The following is a 17251-nucleotide window of genomic DNA, read 5'->3' on the forward strand; positions in this document are numbered from 1 at the left end:
CCTTGCTATTTGCCCGCGAGCCGGGCGACGACGGGCGCGAACCGCTCCAGTTCGCCCTGCTGGACGCTGATGTAGCAGGCGCCGAACACCTCGCGCCGTTCCTGGAGCCGCTCGACGACCTCCTCGAGCGAGCCGATCAGTACGTTGGGGTGCTCGATGAGGCCGGCCTTCGGTACCCCGAGCCGGTCGGCCACGCGGGTGACCGCGGCGCCGGGGTCGTCGGTGATCGCGGTGAAGAAGGGCGAGCTCTCCACCTCGAGCTCGGCGAAGCGCTCGCCGGCCGCGTCCCGGACGAGCCCGATCCGGTGCGCCGCCTCCTGCGCCGGGGTGCGGCCGGCGTCGTTCACCGCGTCGAACGGCACGTTGTTGATGCTGACGATGTCGGCCTCGCGGGCGGCGAGCGAGAGGACGCGCTTGCGCGCCCCGCCGATCATGATCGGCGGGCGGGGGCTCTGGACCGGCCGCGGCAGGCCCGAATAACCCGCCGCGGTCGCGAACTCGCCGTGCAGATCCAGCGGCTCTCCGCCCCAGTGCGCCTTGAGCAGGCCGACGACCTCTTCGAGCTTGTCGACGCGGCGGGCGGGCGGTGCGAACGGGATCCCCATCGCCCGGTACTCCAGCTCGCTCCAGCCGGCGCCGATGCCGAACTCCAGCCGCCCGTCCGACAGCAGGTCGATCGTCGCCGCCTCCTTGGCGAGCACGGCGGGCACGTGGTAGTCGGCGCAGAAGACGCGGCAGCCGACGCGGAGCGTCTCGGTCACCGCCGCGGCCGTCGCCATGGCGGCGATCGGCGCGAGGTGCTGCGGCGGCAGCCGCGACTCGCGGGCCGCGGGCCCCGGCCCCAGGTAGTGGTCCGACACGAACAGCGTCGCGTAGCCCAAATCCTGGACCTTGCGGGCGAGGTCGCGCCATTGCGCCGCCGACGTTGCCTTCGTCGCCTGGACGGCGAAGCGAAAAGGAGGCATATTTGTCATCGCTCGACAATAGTCTGCCGAACAGACGCCGCGCCACCCCCCCGTCGACGAAGGGACGTCCATGGTCAAGCGCACGAGGTACAAGGACTACAAGGACGAGTACCCGAACTACCGGTTCGAGCTGAGCGACGACGGCATCCTGCTCATGCAGTGCCACACCGACGGCGGCAGCCTGGTGTGGGACTGGAAGTCGCACGACGACATGGCGGACGCCTTCGCCGACGTCTCCGGCGACCGCGAGATCAAGGTCCTCATCCACACCGGCACCGGGGAGAACTACAACGCCGACTGGGGCAGCCTGCCCGGCGGCGGGCTGCCGGACCCGCCGATCTACGACGCCATGCCCGGTGTCAGGGGGCTCCACAAGCTCGACGAGAAGGCCTGGTACAACCGCAACCTGCAGATGAACGTCCTCGACGTGGACGTGCCGATGATCAGCGTGGTCAACGGCCCGTGCAACATCCACTCCGAGGTCCCGCTGATGGGCGACATCGTGCTCGCCTCCGAGGACGCGTGGTTCCAGGACGTGTCGCACTTCCCGCGCGGCCAGGTCCCCGGCGACGGCCAGCACGTGATCTGGAGTCACCTCGTCGGCCACAACCGCGCCCGCTACTTCCTGCTCACCGGCAAGAAGCTGGGGGCGCGGGAGGCGATGGAGTGGGGCGCGGTCAACGAGGTCCTGCCGAAGGACCAGGTCCTCGACCGGGCCTGGGAACTCGCCCGCGAACTCGTGAAGCGCCCCCCGATGGTGCTGCGTTACACACGGCAGCTGTTCACCCAGAACCTCAAGCGGGCGTACCTCGACGAGCTGGGCCACGGCGTCGCCCGCGAGACCTACGCCCAGCAGGAGTTCTTCCCGTTCGGAGGCGGGATGGAGCCGTTGGACCGTGCCTGGGACGACGAGCCCTGGAAGCGGCGATAAGGACAAAGTAAGGCAGAATATTGTTCGTTCTCCGAAAATGTGACTAGTATCGGCGGAACGCGACCACAGGGAGACCGGCATGACGGAGCTGCAGCAGCGCCTGGCCACCGGGAAGGGCAAGTTCACCCCCGGCTACCAGGACCTCGACACCGAGCCCGTGAGCTACGAGGACTCGATCTCGCCCGAGTTCTTCGAGGCCGAGCGGGAGGCGGTCTTCAGGCGGTCATGGCTGTACGTCGGCCGCTCCGAGCGACTGCCGAGACCCGGGACGTTCTTCACCCGCGAACTGCCCGGCCGGTTCGCCTCGATCGTCGTCGCCCGCCGCCGGGACGGGACGGTCAACGCCTTCCACAACGTCTGCGCGCACCGCGGAAACAAGGTCGTGTGGCAGGAGCACCCGCAGGAGGAGTCCAAGGGGTCGTGCCGCGAGTTCACCTGCAAGTACCACGGGTGGCGGTACGGCCTCGACGGACGGGTCACGCACGTCACGAACGAGGCCGAGTTCTTCAACCTCGACAAGGAATCCCTGCGGATGCCGCCGGTGCATTGCGAGGAGTTCGCCGGCTTCATCTTCGTCAACCTCTCGGCCGACCCGGTCCCGCTGCGGGCCTTCCTCGGCGACCGCATCCTCGAACTGGAGGCCTACCCGTTCCACCGGATGACGCAGCACTACGGGTTCTCGGCGCCCATCAAGGGCAACTGGAAGCTCGCCGTCGACTCGGTCTGCGAGTGGTACCACCCGCCGTACGTGCACGCCCGCTTCATCGACCGCGACGTCTCGAAGGCCGAGAAGCTCGTCCCGCCGGTGGACGCCTACCACTACGACCTCTTCACGCCGCACATGCTCACCTCGGTGCCCGGCCCGCCGCCGCTCCCGCCGCGCGAGCCCGGCACGGCGGGCCCGGCGGTACGCGACCAGAAGTGGGTCTACCGCCTGTTCAGGGCCGGGCTCTTCGGCCCGGACGACGTGCCCGACCTCGGCCCGCTCCCCGAGTTCCTCAACAAGGGAAAGATCAAGTCCTGGGGCAACGACCAGTTCTGGCTGTTCCCGAACCTCTCGGTCCAGATCTGGGCCCGCGGCTTCTACATCACCTACATCTACTGGCCCGAGTCGGTCGGCTCGCACACCTACGACATCGACCTCTACTTCGTGCCGCCCAAGAACGCCGCGGAACGGCTCGCCCAGGAACTCGTCGTCGACAGCACCATCGAGTTCGCCATGCAGGACGTGAACACGATCGAGGCCACGCACTCGGGGCTGTCGTCGCGCGCCAACCAGCAGTTCCACCTGAGCGACCAGGAGCTGCTCATCCGCAAGTTCCACAAGACCGTCCGGGACACCGTCGCCGCATACCAGGCCGACGCCCAGCAGGAGGACTGATGCCGACGACCGCCCGCACCCTGCCCGAGGCGTTCTCCGACCTCGAGCCCTACGTCGCCGACTGGGCGCTGCCCACCCGGCAGGAACGCTACGACATGCGCCTGTCGAAGTCGTTCGACGAGCTGGCCGAGTTCTACGACGCCATCGCCCCGCGCGCGGAGGAGGCCATCGAGTACCTGAACGGGCTCGACATGGCCGACCTGCCCGAGGACGCGACGCGGCTGCTGCGGCTCCTCTACTCGATGATCCTCGCCTCGTACGCGGTCAACGTGTTCCTGCAGCCCCGCATCCCCGACTCCGGCGCCGCCTTCTTCAACACCACCGCCGAGCCGGCGGTCTGAGCGGGAGCGTCCGATGCCCATCACCACCAGCCCGATCGGGCCCACCACCGGCGTCGAGATCGCCGGCCTGCGCGGCGGCGCGCTCGTGGACCGCGGCGTGGCCGACGAGTGCCGCGCCGCGCTGGACCGCTACGGCGTCGTGATCTACCGCGAGGCCGACATCGGCGACGACGACCTCGTCGAGTTCAGCCGCCTCCTCGGCGAGGTCGTGCCGCTGGCCATGGGCGGCCACGAGCGCCCGGAGATCCAGCGGATCACCCGCGACGCGTCCAAGAGCAAGCTCGCGGCCTACCGCGAGGCGACCTTCTTCTGGCACATCGACGGCACCACCGACACCCTCCCGAACAAGGCGACGCTGCTCACCGCGCGCCAGGTGTCCGACGACGGCAGCGGCGACACCGAGTTCGCCAACACCTACGCCGCGTACGAGGCGCTGCCGGACGAGGAGAAGCGCGAACTGGAGAACGTCCGGGTCGTGCACAGCTTCGCGGCCTCGCAGTCGCTCGTGTACCCCGACCCCGACCCGCGGGAGCGCGCGGCCTGGGCCAAGGTCCCGTCCCGCGAGCACCCGCTGGTGTGGACGCGCGGCAGCGGCCGCAAATCGCTCCTCATCGGCGCGACCGCGGGCGAGGTCGTCGGCGGCGACCCTGAGGAGGGCCGGGCACTGCTGGACCGACTGCTCTCGTGGGCGACCCGCCCGGAGTTCACGATCCGGCACCGCTGGCGCCCCGGCGACCTGGTCATCTGGGACAACACCGGGATGCTCCACCGGGCGCAGCCCTACGCCGAGACGTCCTCGCGGCTGATGCACCGCACCAGCCTCGCCGGCGAGGAAGCGGTCCAGTGAGCGGGCGGCGCACGGCCGTCGTCACCGGTGGCGGCTCGGGCATGGGACGGGCGATCGTCCACCGCCTGGCCGCGGACGGGCTGGCGGTCGCGATCGTCGACCTCGACGCCGGCAGCGCCGAGGCGGTCGCCGAGGAGGTGCGGCGCGACGGCGGCGAGGCGATCGCCGTCGGCGGCGTCGACGTCTCCGACCGCGAGCGCGTCGACGCGGCCGTGCGGACCGTGCGGGACGCGCTCGGACCCGTGCTCGTGCTGGTCAACAACGCCGGCATCACCGGATTCCGGGAGTTCATGTCGATCACGGACGAGAAGTGGCGCCGCATGATGGCGGTCAACCTCGACGGCCCCTTCTACTGCACGCGGGCCGTGCTGCCCGACATGATCGAGGCCGGGTGGGGCCGGATCGTCAACATCTCCTCCTCCAGCGCCCAGGGCGGCCAGCAGTACATGGCCCACTACGTCGCCGCCAAGGCCGGGGTGATCGGGTTCACCAAGGCGCTGGCCCTGGAGTTCGGCCCGAAGGGGATCACCGTCAACACCATCCCGCCCGGCTTCATCGACACCCCGATGCTCAGGGAGTCGGAGCGGCGCGGGATGTTCGCCGGCACCGTCGCCGACATCGCCCAGGCGACACCGGTCCGGCGGCCGGGCCGCCCGGAGGACATCGCCGCCGCGTGCTCCTTCCTGGTGTCCGACGAGGCGGGATACGTGACCGGTCAGATCATGGGCGTGAACGGTGGTCGCAACACCTGATGGCCACCCTGTCCGCGGATAGCGTTCCATGGTGATGGAAGCTCACATTCAGATCGACGTCGACCTGCCGCGGGTCCAGGCCGGGTCGAACCCGCAGCACCTCGTCCTCGGTCTCTTCACCGACTACTGGTTCGAGGCCGAGGGGCACCTGCCCTCCGCGGTACTGGTCGAACTCCTCACCGAGTTCGACAACACGCCGGCCAGCGCCCGCTCCGCGATCGCCCGCCTCGCGCGGCGGAACGTCCTGGAGTCGACCAGGGAGGGCCGCCGGACGTTCTACCGGCTGGCGCCGACCGCGGACCGGGTGCTGGAACGGATCCAGCGGCGCGTCGTGGAGTTCGGCACCGAGGACCGGGCGTGGGACGGCTCGTGGACGACCGTCATGTTCTCCGTCCCCGACGACCAGCGCGACCTGCGGTACGTCGTCAAGACGCGGCTGCGGTGGCTCGGGTACGCCCCGCTGTACGACGGCGTCTGGGTGTCGCCGCACGCCGACCACGACCAGACCGTCGAGCTCTTCGAGAGCGTCGACGTGGGGAACGCGACGGTGCTGCGCTCCAAGGTGACGTACGCGGTCAACCGCGGCGACCCGCTCACGGCATGGGACGTCGCCGCGATCCACGCGAGCTACGAGGAGTTCATCGCCGAGTTCGAGCCGCTGCTCGACCGCGTCGAGCACGGCCTGGTCGGAACGGCCGAGGCGCTCGTGGCCCGGACCAACGTCAAGGACGCCTGGCGCGAGCTGGTGAGCATGGACCCCGAACTGCCCGCGAGCCTGCTCCCGCCCGGCTGGCCCGGGCGCCGGGCGCAGCGCGTCTTCGCGCGGATCTACGACGGCCTGGGGCCGCTCGCCGAGGCCCGCGTCCGCCAGATCCTCGCCAAACACGCCCCCGCGCTCGTGGCGAAGGCGAGCCACCGCACCACGACCAGCACACCGCCGTCGAAGACGTAGCGAAGCGCACGTTGAGATGAACAGATAGGGATGAACGGCATGGCGCACAGCAACGGCCGGCTGGCCGGCAAGGTAGCGGTCATCACCGGAGCGGGCTCGGGGATGGGCAGGTCCATGGCGGTCCTGTTCGCCGAGCAGGGCGCGAAGGTCGTCTGCGCCGACCGCAGCGGGGAGCAGGACGCGATCGCCGCCGAGATCGGGGACGCGGCCGTCGCGGTGCACGCCGACGTGTCCGTCGCGGCCGATGTGCGGGCCATGATCGGCACCGCCGAACGGCACTTCGGACGGCTCGACGTGCTGTGCAACAACGCCGGCTTCGGCGGCCCCCGCAAGCCCATCGTCGAACAGGACGAGAGCACTTTCGACGACGTCGTCGCGGTGAACCTCAAAGGCGTGTTCCTCGGCATGAAGTACGGGATCGAGGCCATGCTGCGCACCGGCGGCGGCTCCGTGGTCAACACCGCCTCCTCCGCTGCCCTCGTGGGCTGGAAGGGGCACTCGGTGTACGCCGCGGCCAAGGGCGGCGTCGTCCAGATGACCAAGTGCGCGGCGCTCGACTACGCCGACCGCGGCGTGCGGGTCAACGCCATCTGCCCCGGCATGACCTGGACCGGCCTCGCCGGCGCCTCCGAGGAGAACCCGGCGCCGCCTCCGGACAGGAAGCCGCCGCCGCAGCCGATGGACCGGTGGGGGCTGCCGTCCGAGCTGGCCGCCGCCGCACTCTTCCTGGCCTGCGACGAATCGTCGTTCGTCACGGGCACGGCGCTCCCCGTGGACGGCGGCTACGTCGCCCGCTGACCGCCGGCCGGTCAGGCGCTCTCGCGCACCACCAGATGCGGTTGCAGGATCACGACCGGATCGGCCAGCGCGACGCCCTGGATCCGGGAGATCAGCAGCCGGGCCATCCGCCGCCCCATCTCCTCCACCGACTGGTGGACGGTCGTCAGCGGCGGATCGGCGATCGGCGCGCTGGCCGAGTCCTCGAACCCGATCACCGCGACGTCCTCCGGGATCCGCCGCCCGTGCTTCTTCAGCACCCGCATCGCGCCCAGCGCCATCGGGTCGTCGGCGGCGAACAGCGCGTCCAGCTCGGGGTCGCGCTCCAGCAGCTCCGCCGCCGCCGCGACCCCGCTGGCCTCGCTGAAGTCGCCGTACACCACCAGCTCGGGAAGCCCGGCCCCGGCCAGCGCGTCCCGGTACCCGGCGAGCCGGTCGACGCCGACGCCCATGTCCTGCGGGCCCGCGATCGTCGCGATCCGCCGCCGCCCGCCGCGCAGCAGATGCTCCACGGCCTCCCGAGCCCCGTGCCGGTTGTCGACGTCCACGTACGACACCGGCGACAGCCCCAGCGGCCGGCCGCCCAGCACCGTCGGCACCCCGCCCGCCTCAAGCTTGGCCGGCAGCGGGTCGTCGCCGTGCAGCGAGGTCAGCAGCACCCCGTCCACGTGCTGCCCGGTCAAGTAGTTCCCCAGCCGCGCGTACTCCTCGGGGGAGCGGGCCAGGGCGAGCAGCAGCTGCAGCCCGGTGTCGTTCAGCTCCCGGCTGATCCCGCGGATGATCCCCGCGAAGAACGGCTCGTCGAACACCCGCTGCTCGGACTCTGCCACCACCAGCGCCACCGTGTCGGTGCGCCGGGTCACCAGCGTCCTGGCCGCCCGGTTGGGCACGTAGCCCAGCTCGTCGATCGCCGCCAGCACCGCCTCCCGGGCCTCCTCGCTCACGCGCGGCGAGCCGTTGATCACCCGCGAGACGGTGCCCCGGCCGACCCCGGCCCGGGCCGCCACCTCCTCCAGCGTGGGACGCGCCGAGGCGCGCCTCACCACCTTCGCCTGCCCATCGCCCTTTCCCGCCCCTTCCGCCGCGCCCGCCGCCCGCGTTCAGCGGTGATCCGGCAATCCACCCGCCCGGATCACGCCCGCGTACCAGCGCGCGCTGTCCTTGGGCACCCGGCGCTGGGTGGCGTAGTCCACGTGGACGAGCCCGAAGCGCTTGGAGTACCCCCATGACCACTCGAAATTATCCAGCAGCGACCAGGTGAAATAGCCACGCAGGGGGACGCCTTCGGCGATCGCGGCGTGCGAGGCCCGCAGATGCGCGTCGATGTAGGCGATCCGGCCGTCGTCGTGCACCGTCCCCTCGCCGTTGAGGGTCTCGTCGTAGCCCGCGCCGTTCTCGGTGATGTAGAGGTCCACCGGCGGGTAGTCGCGGTGCAGCCGGGTCAGCACCTCGTACAGGCCGGACTCGTCGATCTCCCAGCCCATCCCGGTGACCGGGCGGCCGCCGTCCACGAACCTCACGAACTCGCTGCCCACCCAGGGCGAATGCGTCGAGAACGGCGACGACACCGCCTGCCCGGTCACCGCGGTGTCGCCGGTCACCGTGAACCGCGAGTAGTAGTTGACGCCGAGCTGGTCGACGCGCTGGTTGATGGCGGCCAGGTCGCCGTCCAGCACGCACCCGTCGAAACCGAGCTCCTCCAGGTCGGTGAGCACGTCCGCCGGGTACTTGCCGCGCAGCAGCGGGTCGAGGAAGAACCGGTTCTGCATCCCGTCGACGCGGCGCGCCGCGTCCAGGTCCCGGTCCGCCCCGCTCGCCGGGGAGACCGCGTACAGGTTGACCGCCGCGCCGATCCGGTGGTCGGGGTGCCGGGCGCGCATCGCCTGCACCGCCGTGCCGTGCCCCAGCATCAGGTGGTGCCCGGCCCGCAGCGCCGCGGCCGGCTCCCGGCGGCCGGGCGCGTGCTCCCCCGAGGCGTAGCCGAGGAAGGCCGCGCACCACGGCTCGTTGATCGTCATCCACTGCCGCACCCGGTCGCCCAGCGCCGCGTGCACGTGGCCGGCGTAGTCGGCGAACCGGTACGCGGTGTCGCGCTCCGGCCAGCCGCCCGCGTCCTCCAGCGCCTGCGGCAGATCCCAGTGGTAGAGGGTCGGCCAGGGCTCGATGCCCGCCTCCAGCAGGGCGTCCACCAGCCGCCGGTAGAAGTCCAGCCCGGCCTGGTTCGGCCGCCCGGCGCCGTCCGGCTGGACCCGCGACCAGGAGATCGAGAAGCGGTAGGCGCCCAGCCCGAGCCCGGACATCAGCGCCACGTCGTCGCGGAACCGGTGGTAGTGGTCGACGGCGACGTCGCCGGTGTCGCCGCCCAGCACCTTGCCCGGCGTGCGGCAGAAGGTGTCCCAGACCGAAGGCCCGCGCCCGTCCTCGCGTGCCGCGCCCTCGATCTGGTACGCCGCGGTGGAGGCCCCCCAGCGGAACCCGGTCGGGAACGCCACGGCCGCGGCGGGGGGCATGCTGTCGCTGTGCTGTACGGAGGTCACGCCTTGATCGCACCTTCCATGATTCCGCCGATGATCTGGCGGCCGAACACGATGAACACGACCAGGAGCGGCAGGATCGCCACCGTCGTCCCGGCGAACATGAGCGTGTAGTCCTTGAAATGGGCGTTGGCCAGGTTGTTGATGGACAGCTGCACGGTCGGGTTCTCGGGGTTCAGCACCGCCAGCGGCCACATGAACTCGTTCCAGGTCTGCATGAACGTGAACAGCCCCAGCACGCCCGCCGCCGGCCGCAGCGCCGGCAGCACGACCCGCCAGTAGATGCCGAAGGTGGTGCAGCCGTCCACGCGGGCGGCCTCGATCAGCTCGTCCGGCACCGCCTGCTGGGCGTACTGCCGCATCATGAACACCCCGAACCCGGTGACCAGGAACGGGACGATGACCGCCTGCAACTGGTTCTGCCAGCCCAGCTCCACCATGATCATGTAGAGCGGGATGATGCCCATCTGGACCGGGATCATCATGGTCGCGATGATCGTCAGGAGCAGCGCGTTCTTGCCGCGGAAGCGCAGCTTGGCGAACGCGAACCCGGCCAGCGAGGCGAAGAACACCGTCGACACCGTCACCACGCTCGCGACGATCGCCGAGTTCAGCAGGCCCTGGGCGAAGTAGGCGTCCGGGTTGTCGAACAGCCGCCCCACGTTGTCGCCGAGGTTGCCGCCCGGCAGCATGGGCGGCGGCACGTCCGCCACCACCTCGTTGGTCCGGGTCGCCACCACGATCATCCAGTAGATCGGGAAGATCGACAGCGCCACCGCCACGACCAGCGTCACGTAGGTCAGCGGGCTGGCCTCCCAGAGCCCGCGGAACCGGCCGGGCGCGGACGGCCCGCGCCTCCCGGGCTTCGGGTCCCGGCCGTCGGCCAGGGGCGTGCTCAGCGTGGTCATCGGGTGCCTCCCGTGCGCCGCACGAACAGGAAGTTGAGCAGGGAGAACACGATGATCAACAGGAACAGCGCCCAGGCCACCGTCGCGCCGTAGCCGTAGCGGTCGTCGGTGAAGGCGTTGTCGTACATGTACATCGTGATCGTCTGGAACTGGTGCAGCGAGCCGCCGTCCATCCGGTTGGTGATGCCGCCGCCGGCGCTGAACAGCACCGGCTCGGTGAACAGCTGGAGCCCGCCGATCGTGGCGATGATGACGGTGAAGATGATCGTCGGCTGCAGCATCGGCACCGTGATCTGCCAGAACTGCCGGATCCGGGACGCGCCGTCGATCGCCGCCGCCTCGTACAGGTCCTTGGGGATGGCCTGCATCGCGGCCAGGTAGATCAGCGCGTTGTAGCCGGTCCACCGCCAGTCCACCATCACCGCGATCGCCAGCCACGACCAGCCCCGGCCGGCCTGCCAGTCGATGTCGCCGGCGCCGACCAGGCCGAGCGCCCAGTTGACCATCCCGAAGTCGCGGTCGAACATCTGCGTGAACACGATCGCGACGGCGGCGGTGGAGGTGACCAGCGGCGCCACCATCCCGATCCGGAACAGCGTGCTCGCCCGCATCCGCCGGGCCAGCGTGTTGGCGATGAACAGCGCGATCAGCAGCTGCGGGATCGTCGCCACGACGAAGATGCCCAGGGTGTTGACGGTCGCGTGCCAGAAGTCGGAGTCGGTCAGCAGGTACTCGTAGTTCTCCAGGCCCGCCCACTCGCGGGTGCCGGAGGCCAGCCCCCACTCGTGCAGCGACACCCACAGCGTGTAGAGCAGCGGGAAGAATCCGAAGAGGATGAAGACGAGGTAGAACGGCGAGATGAACAGGTAGGGCGAGGCCCGCAGGTCCATCCTGGCCAGCCGGGCCCGCCAGCCGCGGCGGGGCTCGCCCCCGGGAGCGGGGGGCGGAGCGGCGGCCCCGGTGGCGGGACGCACAGAGACGCTCATGCGCCTCCTTCCGAGGTTTCGCGCCGGACCGCGGCGCGCTCGCCGGGCGGCGGGCGCACCACGGATCCGGCGTCGGCGGGCGGGTTACCTGGCGGCCTTCTTGGCCGCGTCGACCGCCTGCGACCAGGCCTCCTCGGGCTTGACCTTGCCCTGGCCGACCGCGATCAGGATGTTCTCCACGGCCTGCCGGACGTCCTCGTTCTTCGGCCCCAGATGCACCGGCTTGACCTGCGCGGCCATCTGACCGAAGAGCTTGCCGGTCGGCGCGTTGCTGAAGTAGGCGCTGGTGGCCCCGGCGACCGCCGGGTCCTGCGCGGCCTGCGGCGAGGACGGGAAGGTGTTCTTGTCCTTGTACGCCCCGACCTGGCCCTGCGCCGAGGTCAGGAACTTGGCCAGCTCGGCGGCCTCCTTCTGGTTCTTGGACTGCTTGGGCACCGCCAGCCACGAACCGCCCCAGTAGCCACCGCCGCCGGGCACCGACGCCACGTCCCACTTGCCCTTGCCGAAGCCGGCGGAGAACTCCTCGATGCCGCCGAGCATCCAGGACGGGCACGGGATGGTCGCGAAAGTGTCGCGCTTGAGGGCGGTCTGCCACGGCGGGGTGAAGATCGCCATGTCGGCGGTCATCTTCGCCTGCGCGAACTTCAGCGAGGTGTCGAAGGCCTGCTTCACCGCGGGGTTGGTGTCGAAGACGAGGTTGTCGTTCTTGTCGAAGAAGCTGTAGCCGGGGCCCGCGCCGGCGTTCTGCAGCACGGTGGCGCGCAGGATCGCGGTCGGCCCGTCCAGCCACTTGGTGCCGGGCACCTTGTCCTGGAACTTCTGCCCGGTCGACAGGAACGCGTCCCAGGTCGGCCAGAGCTTGCCGACCTCGTCCCGCTCGGTGGCCAGGCCCGCCTTCTTGAACAGGTCCTTGCGGTAGCACATGGCCAGCGGCCCGATGTCGCTGCCGAGCCCGACCAGCTGCTTGCCGTCGGGGCTCAGCCCCATCTGCCACTTCCAGGGCAGGAAGTTCTGCTGCAGCGCGCGGCCGCCGTGATCGAAGAGGTTCACGAACTTGCCGCGCTGCTGCATGTAGGTGGGCAGGATGCCCTCCTCCAGCGCGACCACGTCCCCGGCCCCGCTGTTGGTGGCGATCCACTGCTGCAACCGCGGCTTGTAGTCGTCCAGCGTGGAGACCTTCCGCTGGCTGATCTTCACGTTGGGGTGCGACTGCTCGTACTGCTTGTAGAGCTGCTCGTAACCGAACTCGCCGAACACGTCGACGGTCAGCTTGACCGGCCCGGAGCCGCCGCCGTCGTCGTCCCCGCCGCCGCAGGCGGAGGCGGTGGCGAGCACACCGGCCAGCAGCGCGGCGATCGCGGTCCGGGCAGCGGTCCTGCGTCCGCCTCGCTTGGTGACCCTCATTCCGACCCCTCTCAGGTCGTGCCGGGTAGATGGGATGGGTGTGGAGATAGGTGCTGTCGCGGACGCCGAACCGGCCGGGCGGCGCCGCTGTGGGAGCGCTCCCACGAAGCGAAGCCGGGACGTCATGTCCTTGTCAATGCTCCGCAACACAACCGTTATCGGACCGGTCGGCGAGGTGTTGACACGAGGTGGGGGGACACGCGAAGCTCTGATATGGGAGCGCTCCCATGACCATGTGAACCGGACCAAGGCGCCCGGCGCGACGGGCCGTACCTCCCCCGACGCGCCGGACCGCCCTCCCCAGGGAGGAGGGGCGCCCTCGCGTACGCGGGGTGCGCGAGGGCGCCCCTCCACCTCAAACCCGCACGAGCGTTGGCCGAGACAGGCCAGGCGCGCCCGTGAACTTACTCGGCCCCGTTCCGTGCGTCCGGGTCCGTGACTTCGTACCAAACGGTGGTGTCGGGTGGGAGGACGAGGCACTCGCCGTCCGGCCGGATCGGGCCGGAGGCCAGCAGCGCCCGCCCGTAGGCGGGGATCCGGACGGTACGGTCGCTCACGTTCACCGCGCAGGTGATCCGGCGGCCCTCCGCCCCGGGCTGGTCGGGGCCGGCCTCGCGGGAGAACACCAGTGTCCCGGGCGGGCCGACCAGCCAGCGCAGCGTGCCGTCGCCGAGCGCCGGGTGCTCGCGCCGGATCCGCAGCGCCGCACGGTACAGCGACAGCATCGACTCGGGATCGCCGGACTGCCGCTCCACCGTGAGCGCGGCCCAGTGCGGCGGCATCGGCAGCCAGCTCGTCCCGCCCGGTCCGAACCCGAACGGCGGCTCGTCGCCGGACCAGGGGAGCGGCACCCGGCAGCCGTCCCGCCCCGACTCGGGATCGCGGGCGCGCTGCGGGTCCCGCAGGAACTCCTCCGGCAGGTCCAGGACCTCCGACAGGCCCAGCTCCTCGCCCTGGTAGATGTAGGCCGAGCCGGGCAGCGCCAGCATGAGCAGCGCCGCCGCGCGCGCCCGGCGCAGGCCCACCTCGCCGTCGCCGTACCGGGTGACGTGCCGCTTGACGTCGTGGTTGGACAGCACCCAGGTGGTGGGGGCGCCCACCTGCCCGCTGGTGCGGAGCGAGTCGTCGATCACCTCCCGCTTGGCGCGCGCGTCCCAGTCCACGGTCAGGTAGTGGAAGTTGAACGCCTGGTGCAGCTCGTCCGGGCGCACGTACAGCGACAGCCGCTCGGGCGTCGGCGCCCACGCCTCCGCCACCGCGATCCGCTCGCCGTCGTAGGAGTCCAGGAGGCGCCGCCACGAGCGGTGGATCTCGTGGACGCCGTCCTGGTCGAAGTACGGCAGCACGGTACGCCCCAGCATCCCCACCTGTTCGGCGGAGCCGACGTCGGGCAGGCCGGCGGCCTTGACCATGCCGTGCGCCACGTCCACCCGGAAGCCGTCCACGCCCAGGTCGAGCCAGAACCGCAGCACGTCCTCGAACTCGGCGCGGACCTCGGGGTTCTCCCAGTTCAGGTCCGGCTGCTCGGGGGCGAACAGGTGCAGGTACCACTGGCCGTCCGGCAGCCGGGTCCAGGCCGGACCGCCGAAGACCGACTCCCAGTCGTTGGGCGGCTGCGCGCCGTCCTCGCCGCGGCCGTCGCGGAAGACGTACCGGGCCCGCTCGGGGCCGCCCGGCGCCGCCTCCAGCGCCGCCTGGAACCAGGCGTGCCGGTCGGAGCTGTGGTTGGGGACGACGTCCACGATGATCCGCAGCCCGAGCCCGTGCGCCTCCCGGACCAGCGCGCGGGCGTCCTCCAGCGTCCCGAAGATCGGGTCCACGTCGCGGTAGTCGGCGACGTCGTAGCCGAAGTCCGCCATCGGCGAGGTGTAGAACGGGGTCAGCCACACCGCGTCCACGCCCAGCCCCGCCAGATGGGGCAGCCGGGCGCGCACCCCGGCCAGGTCGCCGATGCCGTCGCCGTCGGAGTCGGCGAAGCTGCGGACGTACACCTGGTAGATGACCGCGTCTCGCCACCACCGGGCCCGCGGCTCGCGCGGACCCTGGGAAGCGGGCGTGGTGTCGGTGGTGTTCTGCGTCATGGTGTCCTGCCTGAAGAGTGCGTGCCGCTGAGGGGCCTGTGGGCTTTGCGGGACCCGGTGTCCAGTCTTGCGCGGGCTCCGGCGGCTGCTTCACCCCACGGGTGGTGAGACCCGCCACGATCCGGCGCTGGAAAACCAGCACCACCGCGCCTCACCGGGCGGCCGTGAGCCGTCCCAGCTTGGCCTGCAGGCCGGTGAGGGCCGCGCCGCTGGAGGTCTTGCCGCTCAGCGCGCCGTGCACCGCACCCTGGATCGCCGATGTCACGCCGCCGTACTTCGCCGCTGACGGGCGCGGCCCGGCGTTCTCGATCGCCGTCTTCAGCGTCGGCAGGAAAGGATACTTCTCCAGCAGGTCGGGGTCGTCGTAGAGCGCCGCGACGGTCGGGGCCTGCGAGGTGGCCAGCGAGCCGGCCTTCTGCTGCGCGCCGTCGGCCATGTACTTGATGAAGTCCAGCGCGGTCGCCTTGTTCTCGGCGAAGGCGGAGATCGCGTAGTTGCGGCCGCCGAGGCGGGCGGCGCCGGGGCCTTTCGGGCCGGGGATCGGCGCGACGGCGAACCTGCCCGCCACCTTGGACGAGCCGTCCGTCTTGGCGGCCAGGTCGTACTGGTACGGCCACTGCCGGTGGAACAGCGCCTTGCCGGCCTGGAAGTGGCGGCGGCCGCCCTCGCCGTCCAGGGTCAGCGCGGCCCTGGGCATCCGGCCGTCCTTGACCGCCTTCACCAGGAAGTCCAGCCCGGCCTTGGCCTGCGGGGTGTTCACGGTCGGGGTCCCGTCGGCGCCGACGATGGACCCGCCCGCGCTGCCGATCGCCTCGGCGGCGGAGACGGTCAGGCCCTCGGTCTTGCCGACCTCGGTGAGGAAGCAGTCCACGCCCTTGCCTTCGGGCCGCTTCTTGACCTTGTCGCAGGCCGCCCACATCTCCCGCCACGTCTTCGGCGGGGCGCCGATGCCGGCCTTCTGCAGCAGGTCGGTGCGGTAGTAGAGGAGGCCGGCGGCGGAGGTCATCGGCATCGCGTACAGGCGGCCGCGGTACTCGCCGGTGGTGACGGTCGCGGGCAGCAGCTTGGTGGTGTCGAGTCCGTCCGGTCCCTTGGGCAGCTGGACGAGCCAGCGGTTGGCGGCGAACTCGGCCGTCCACACCACGTCCAGGCTGAGGATCGTGTACGCGCCGGACTTGGCGTTGGCGTTCTGGACCATCCGCCGGCGCTGGTCGCCGGGCTTGTCCGGCAGTTCGATGATCCGGGCCTGCTCCTTCGGGCGCGCCCGGTTCCAGGCGTCGACCAGCTCCTGCAAGGTGCCGGAGCGGTCCTTGACGGTCGCCAGGGTGATCGGACCGCGGCCGGTGAGCCCGGCGCCGGCGGCGTCGCCCCCGTCCTCGCCGCCGTCGCCTCCGCACGCGGCCAGGGTGAGCGCGAGTCCGGCGAACGCGCAGGCCAGGGGGGTCGGCCGCATAGGAGTGCTCCTCGAGATGGGCGTCTGGTGTGCCCGGAACGTAGCAACGCCCTTGCCGGCCGGTGATCTTTTGCGGAAATTTTCCGCCGGATCGAGGCCGGACCGTTATTGCCCTGGCCGGCCCGGTGAACGCCGGCCCTGGCAGGTGCCGGGGCGAACATGGGGACGCGTCTCGCGGAGCGTAATTTGGTGTGATTCAGCGCAACCCTAGGGGCGGACCGTTACGTACTGGGGGATGAGGTACCGACACGGTGACAAGGGGGAAGATGCGCGACCACGCCATTGGCTACGACGACATCGCGGAAGCGGACCTGGTGACCCGGAGGGGCACCTTCAGAGCCGTCGCGTTCCGCGATCCACTGGACGGCAACGAACACATGGCCCTGGTGAGGGGCGAACCGAGAGCGCGCGACGGCGTCCTGGTGCGCGTGCATTCGGAATGCATGACGGGAGACATCTTCGCGGCGACCCGCTGCGAATGCGGCGACCAGCTCGGGGCGTCGCTGGACGCGATCGTCCGGGAGGGCGCCGGCGTCCTGGTGTACCTGCGCGGCCACGAGGGGCGCGGGATCGGCCTGGTCGCCAAGGTGCGCACCCACATCCTGCAGGACGAGCAGGGCCTGGACACGGTCGACTCGGCGACCGCGCTGGGCCTGCCGATCGACGTCCGCGACTACGGCCCGGCCGCGCGGGTGCTGAAGCACCTCGGCGTCGGCCCGGTGCGGCTGATGACCAACAACCCGGACAAGGTCGGCGCATTGGAGGCGTGCGGGATCGAGGTCGCCGCGCGGGTGCCGCTGCTGGTGAACGCCAGCGACGACAACCTCGCCTACCTCACCGCCAAGCGCGACCGGCTAGGCCACGACCTGCCGCAGCTGGACGCCTTCCCGGGCGCCCGGCTCGGCGAGGCGAGCGGGTGAGCGCCCGGGCGGGCGCCTC

The 17251-nt window shown here is 71.0% G+C and carries 16 protein-coding genes; 8 read left to right on the forward strand and 8 right to left on the reverse strand.

The features are described from left to right. Positions 1-5 precede the first annotated feature (5 nt). The gene (locus ABD340_RS13335; RefSeq protein ID WP_344589193.1) at positions 6-965 is read right to left on the reverse strand and encodes a TIGR03621 family F420-dependent LLM class oxidoreductase; all 960 of its coding nucleotides are present in this window, start codon (positions 963-965) and stop codon (positions 6-8) included. 70 nt (positions 966-1035) lie between these two features. On the opposite strand from ABD340_RS13335, the gene ABD340_RS13340 reads away from it, so the two are divergent. The 7 genes from ABD340_RS13340 to ABD340_RS13370 all read left to right on the forward strand — a co-directional run bounded on the left by ABD340_RS13340 (position 1036) and on the right by ABD340_RS13370 (position 6967). Continuing rightward, the gene (locus ABD340_RS13340; RefSeq protein ID WP_344589194.1) at positions 1036-1896 is read left to right on the forward strand and encodes an enoyl-CoA hydratase/isomerase family protein; all 861 of its coding nucleotides are present in this window, start codon (positions 1036-1038) and stop codon (positions 1894-1896) included. A gap of 79 nt (positions 1897-1975) precedes the next feature. After that, positions 1976-3277, forward strand: a complete 1302-nt coding sequence (locus ABD340_RS13345) for an aromatic ring-hydroxylating oxygenase subunit alpha (RefSeq protein WP_344589196.1) — start codon at positions 1976-1978, stop codon at positions 3275-3277. Beyond that, on the forward strand, positions 3277-3618 hold the full coding sequence (locus ABD340_RS13350; protein ID WP_344589197.1) for a hypothetical protein: 342 nt from the start codon (positions 3277-3279) through the stop codon (positions 3616-3618). Before ABD340_RS13345 ends, ABD340_RS13350 begins: the two co-directional genes overlap by 1 nt. A gap of 13 nt (positions 3619-3631) precedes the next feature. After that, positions 3632-4465 carry a TauD/TfdA dioxygenase family protein gene (locus tag ABD340_RS13355; RefSeq protein ID WP_344589199.1) on the forward strand — a complete coding sequence of 278 codons (834 nt, stop codon included), beginning with the start codon at positions 3632-3634 and terminating at the stop codon, positions 4463-4465. Beyond that, entirely contained in the window at positions 4462-5217 is a 756-nt protein-coding gene (locus tag ABD340_RS13360) for an SDR family NAD(P)-dependent oxidoreductase (protein ID WP_344589200.1), read from the forward strand. Before ABD340_RS13355 ends, ABD340_RS13360 begins: the two co-directional genes overlap by 4 nt. Positions 5218-5251: 34 nt before the next feature. Then, positions 5252-6169 carry a PaaX family transcriptional regulator gene (locus tag ABD340_RS13365; protein ID WP_344589201.1) on the forward strand — a complete coding sequence of 306 codons (918 nt, stop codon included), beginning with the start codon at positions 5252-5254 and terminating at the stop codon, positions 6167-6169. Between the two features lie 39 nt (positions 6170-6208). Continuing rightward, the gene (locus ABD340_RS13370; protein WP_344589202.1) at positions 6209-6967 is read left to right on the forward strand and encodes an SDR family NAD(P)-dependent oxidoreductase; all 759 of its coding nucleotides are present in this window, start codon (positions 6209-6211) and stop codon (positions 6965-6967) included. 11 nt (positions 6968-6978) lie between these two features. Here the strand turns inward: ABD340_RS13370 and ABD340_RS13375 are convergent, their stop codons facing one another. The 7 genes from ABD340_RS13375 to ABD340_RS13405 all read right to left on the reverse strand — a co-directional run bounded on the left by ABD340_RS13375 (position 6979) and on the right by ABD340_RS13405 (position 16312). Further along, on the reverse strand, positions 6979-7989 hold the full coding sequence (locus ABD340_RS13375; RefSeq protein ID WP_344589205.1) for a LacI family DNA-binding transcriptional regulator: 1011 nt from the start codon (positions 7987-7989) through the stop codon (positions 6979-6981). Positions 7990-8046: 57 nt separating this feature from the next. Continuing rightward, positions 8047-9456: a GH1 family beta-glucosidase gene (locus ABD340_RS13380; RefSeq protein WP_344589610.1), complete on the reverse strand. Its 1410-nt coding sequence runs from the start codon at positions 9454-9456 to the stop codon at positions 8047-8049. A gap of 23 nt (positions 9457-9479) precedes the next feature. Beyond that, positions 9480-10388 (reverse strand): carbohydrate ABC transporter permease, encoded by a 909-nt coding sequence (locus tag ABD340_RS13385; RefSeq protein WP_344589207.1) that lies wholly within the window; start codon positions 10386-10388, stop codon positions 9480-9482. Then, positions 10385-11374 (reverse strand): carbohydrate ABC transporter permease, encoded by a 990-nt coding sequence (locus ABD340_RS13390; protein WP_344589209.1) that lies wholly within the window; start codon positions 11372-11374, stop codon positions 10385-10387. Before ABD340_RS13390 ends, ABD340_RS13385 begins: the two co-directional genes overlap by 4 nt. 84 nt (positions 11375-11458) lie before the next feature. Then, on the reverse strand, positions 11459-12778 hold the full coding sequence (locus tag ABD340_RS13395) for an extracellular solute-binding protein (protein ID WP_344589211.1): 1320 nt from the start codon (positions 12776-12778) through the stop codon (positions 11459-11461). 404 nt (positions 12779-13182) lie between these two features. Further along, entirely contained in the window at positions 13183-14859 is a 1677-nt protein-coding gene (locus ABD340_RS13400) for a glycoside hydrolase family 13 protein (protein WP_344589212.1), read from the reverse strand. Positions 14860-15010: 151 nt separating this feature from the next. Further along, on the reverse strand, positions 15011-16312 hold the full coding sequence (locus tag ABD340_RS13405) for an ABC transporter substrate-binding protein (RefSeq protein WP_344589213.1): 1302 nt from the start codon (positions 16310-16312) through the stop codon (positions 15011-15013). A 266-nt stretch (positions 16313-16578) separates the two neighbouring features. Here ABD340_RS13405 and ABD340_RS13410 point away from each other — a divergent pair, with 266 nt between their 5' ends. Continuing rightward, the gene (locus tag ABD340_RS13410; RefSeq protein WP_344589214.1) at positions 16579-17232 is read left to right on the forward strand and encodes a GTP cyclohydrolase II; all 654 of its coding nucleotides are present in this window, start codon (positions 16579-16581) and stop codon (positions 17230-17232) included. The last annotated feature ends 19 nt before the right edge of the window (positions 17233-17251 follow it).

The organism is Actinomadura vinacea (assembly GCF_039532545.1).
Classification (GTDB): Bacteria; Actinomycetota; Actinomycetes; order Streptosporangiales; family Streptosporangiaceae; genus Spirillospora; species Spirillospora vinacea.

Excerpts from the sequence above, each read along its gene's own strand:
- ABD340_RS13335 (WP_344589193.1), bottom strand. The coding sequence starts at position 965 with ATGCCTCCTTTTCGCTTCGCCGTCCAGGCGACGAAGGCAACGTCGGCG.
- ABD340_RS13340 (WP_344589194.1), top strand. The coding sequence starts at position 1,036 with ATGGTCAAGCGCACGAGGTACAAGGACTACAAGGACGAGTACCCGAAC.
- ABD340_RS13345 (WP_344589196.1), top strand. The coding sequence starts at position 1,976 with ATGACGGAGCTGCAGCAGCGCCTGGCCACCGGGAAGGGCAAGTTCACC.
- ABD340_RS13350 (WP_344589197.1), top strand. The coding sequence starts at position 3,277 with ATGCCGACGACCGCCCGCACCCTGCCCGAGGCGTTCTCCGACCTCGAG.
- ABD340_RS13355 (WP_344589199.1), top strand. The coding sequence starts at position 3,632 with ATGCCCATCACCACCAGCCCGATCGGGCCCACCACCGGCGTCGAGATC.
- ABD340_RS13365 (WP_344589201.1), top strand. The coding sequence starts at position 5,252 with ATGGAAGCTCACATTCAGATCGACGTCGACCTGCCGCGGGTCCAGGCC.
- ABD340_RS13370 (WP_344589202.1), top strand. The coding sequence starts at position 6,209 with ATGGCGCACAGCAACGGCCGGCTGGCCGGCAAGGTAGCGGTCATCACC.
- ABD340_RS13380 (WP_344589610.1), bottom strand. The coding sequence starts at position 9,456 with ATGCCCCCCGCCGCGGCCGTGGCGTTCCCGACCGGGTTCCGCTGGGGG.
- ABD340_RS13385 (WP_344589207.1), bottom strand. The coding sequence starts at position 10,388 with ATGACCACGCTGAGCACGCCCCTGGCCGACGGCCGGGACCCGAAGCCC.
- ABD340_RS13390 (WP_344589209.1), bottom strand. The coding sequence starts at position 11,374 with ATGAGCGTCTCTGTGCGTCCCGCCACCGGGGCCGCCGCTCCGCCCCCC.
- ABD340_RS13395 (WP_344589211.1), bottom strand. The coding sequence starts at position 12,778 with ATGAGGGTCACCAAGCGAGGCGGACGCAGGACCGCTGCCCGGACCGCG.
- ABD340_RS13400 (WP_344589212.1), bottom strand. The coding sequence starts at position 14,859 with ATGACGCAGAACACCACCGACACCACGCCCGCTTCCCAGGGTCCGCGC.
- ABD340_RS13405 (WP_344589213.1), bottom strand. The coding sequence starts at position 16,312 with ATGCGGCCGACCCCCCTGGCCTGCGCGTTCGCCGGACTCGCGCTCACC.
- ABD340_RS13410 (WP_344589214.1), top strand. The coding sequence starts at position 16,579 with ATGCGCGACCACGCCATTGGCTACGACGACATCGCGGAAGCGGACCTG.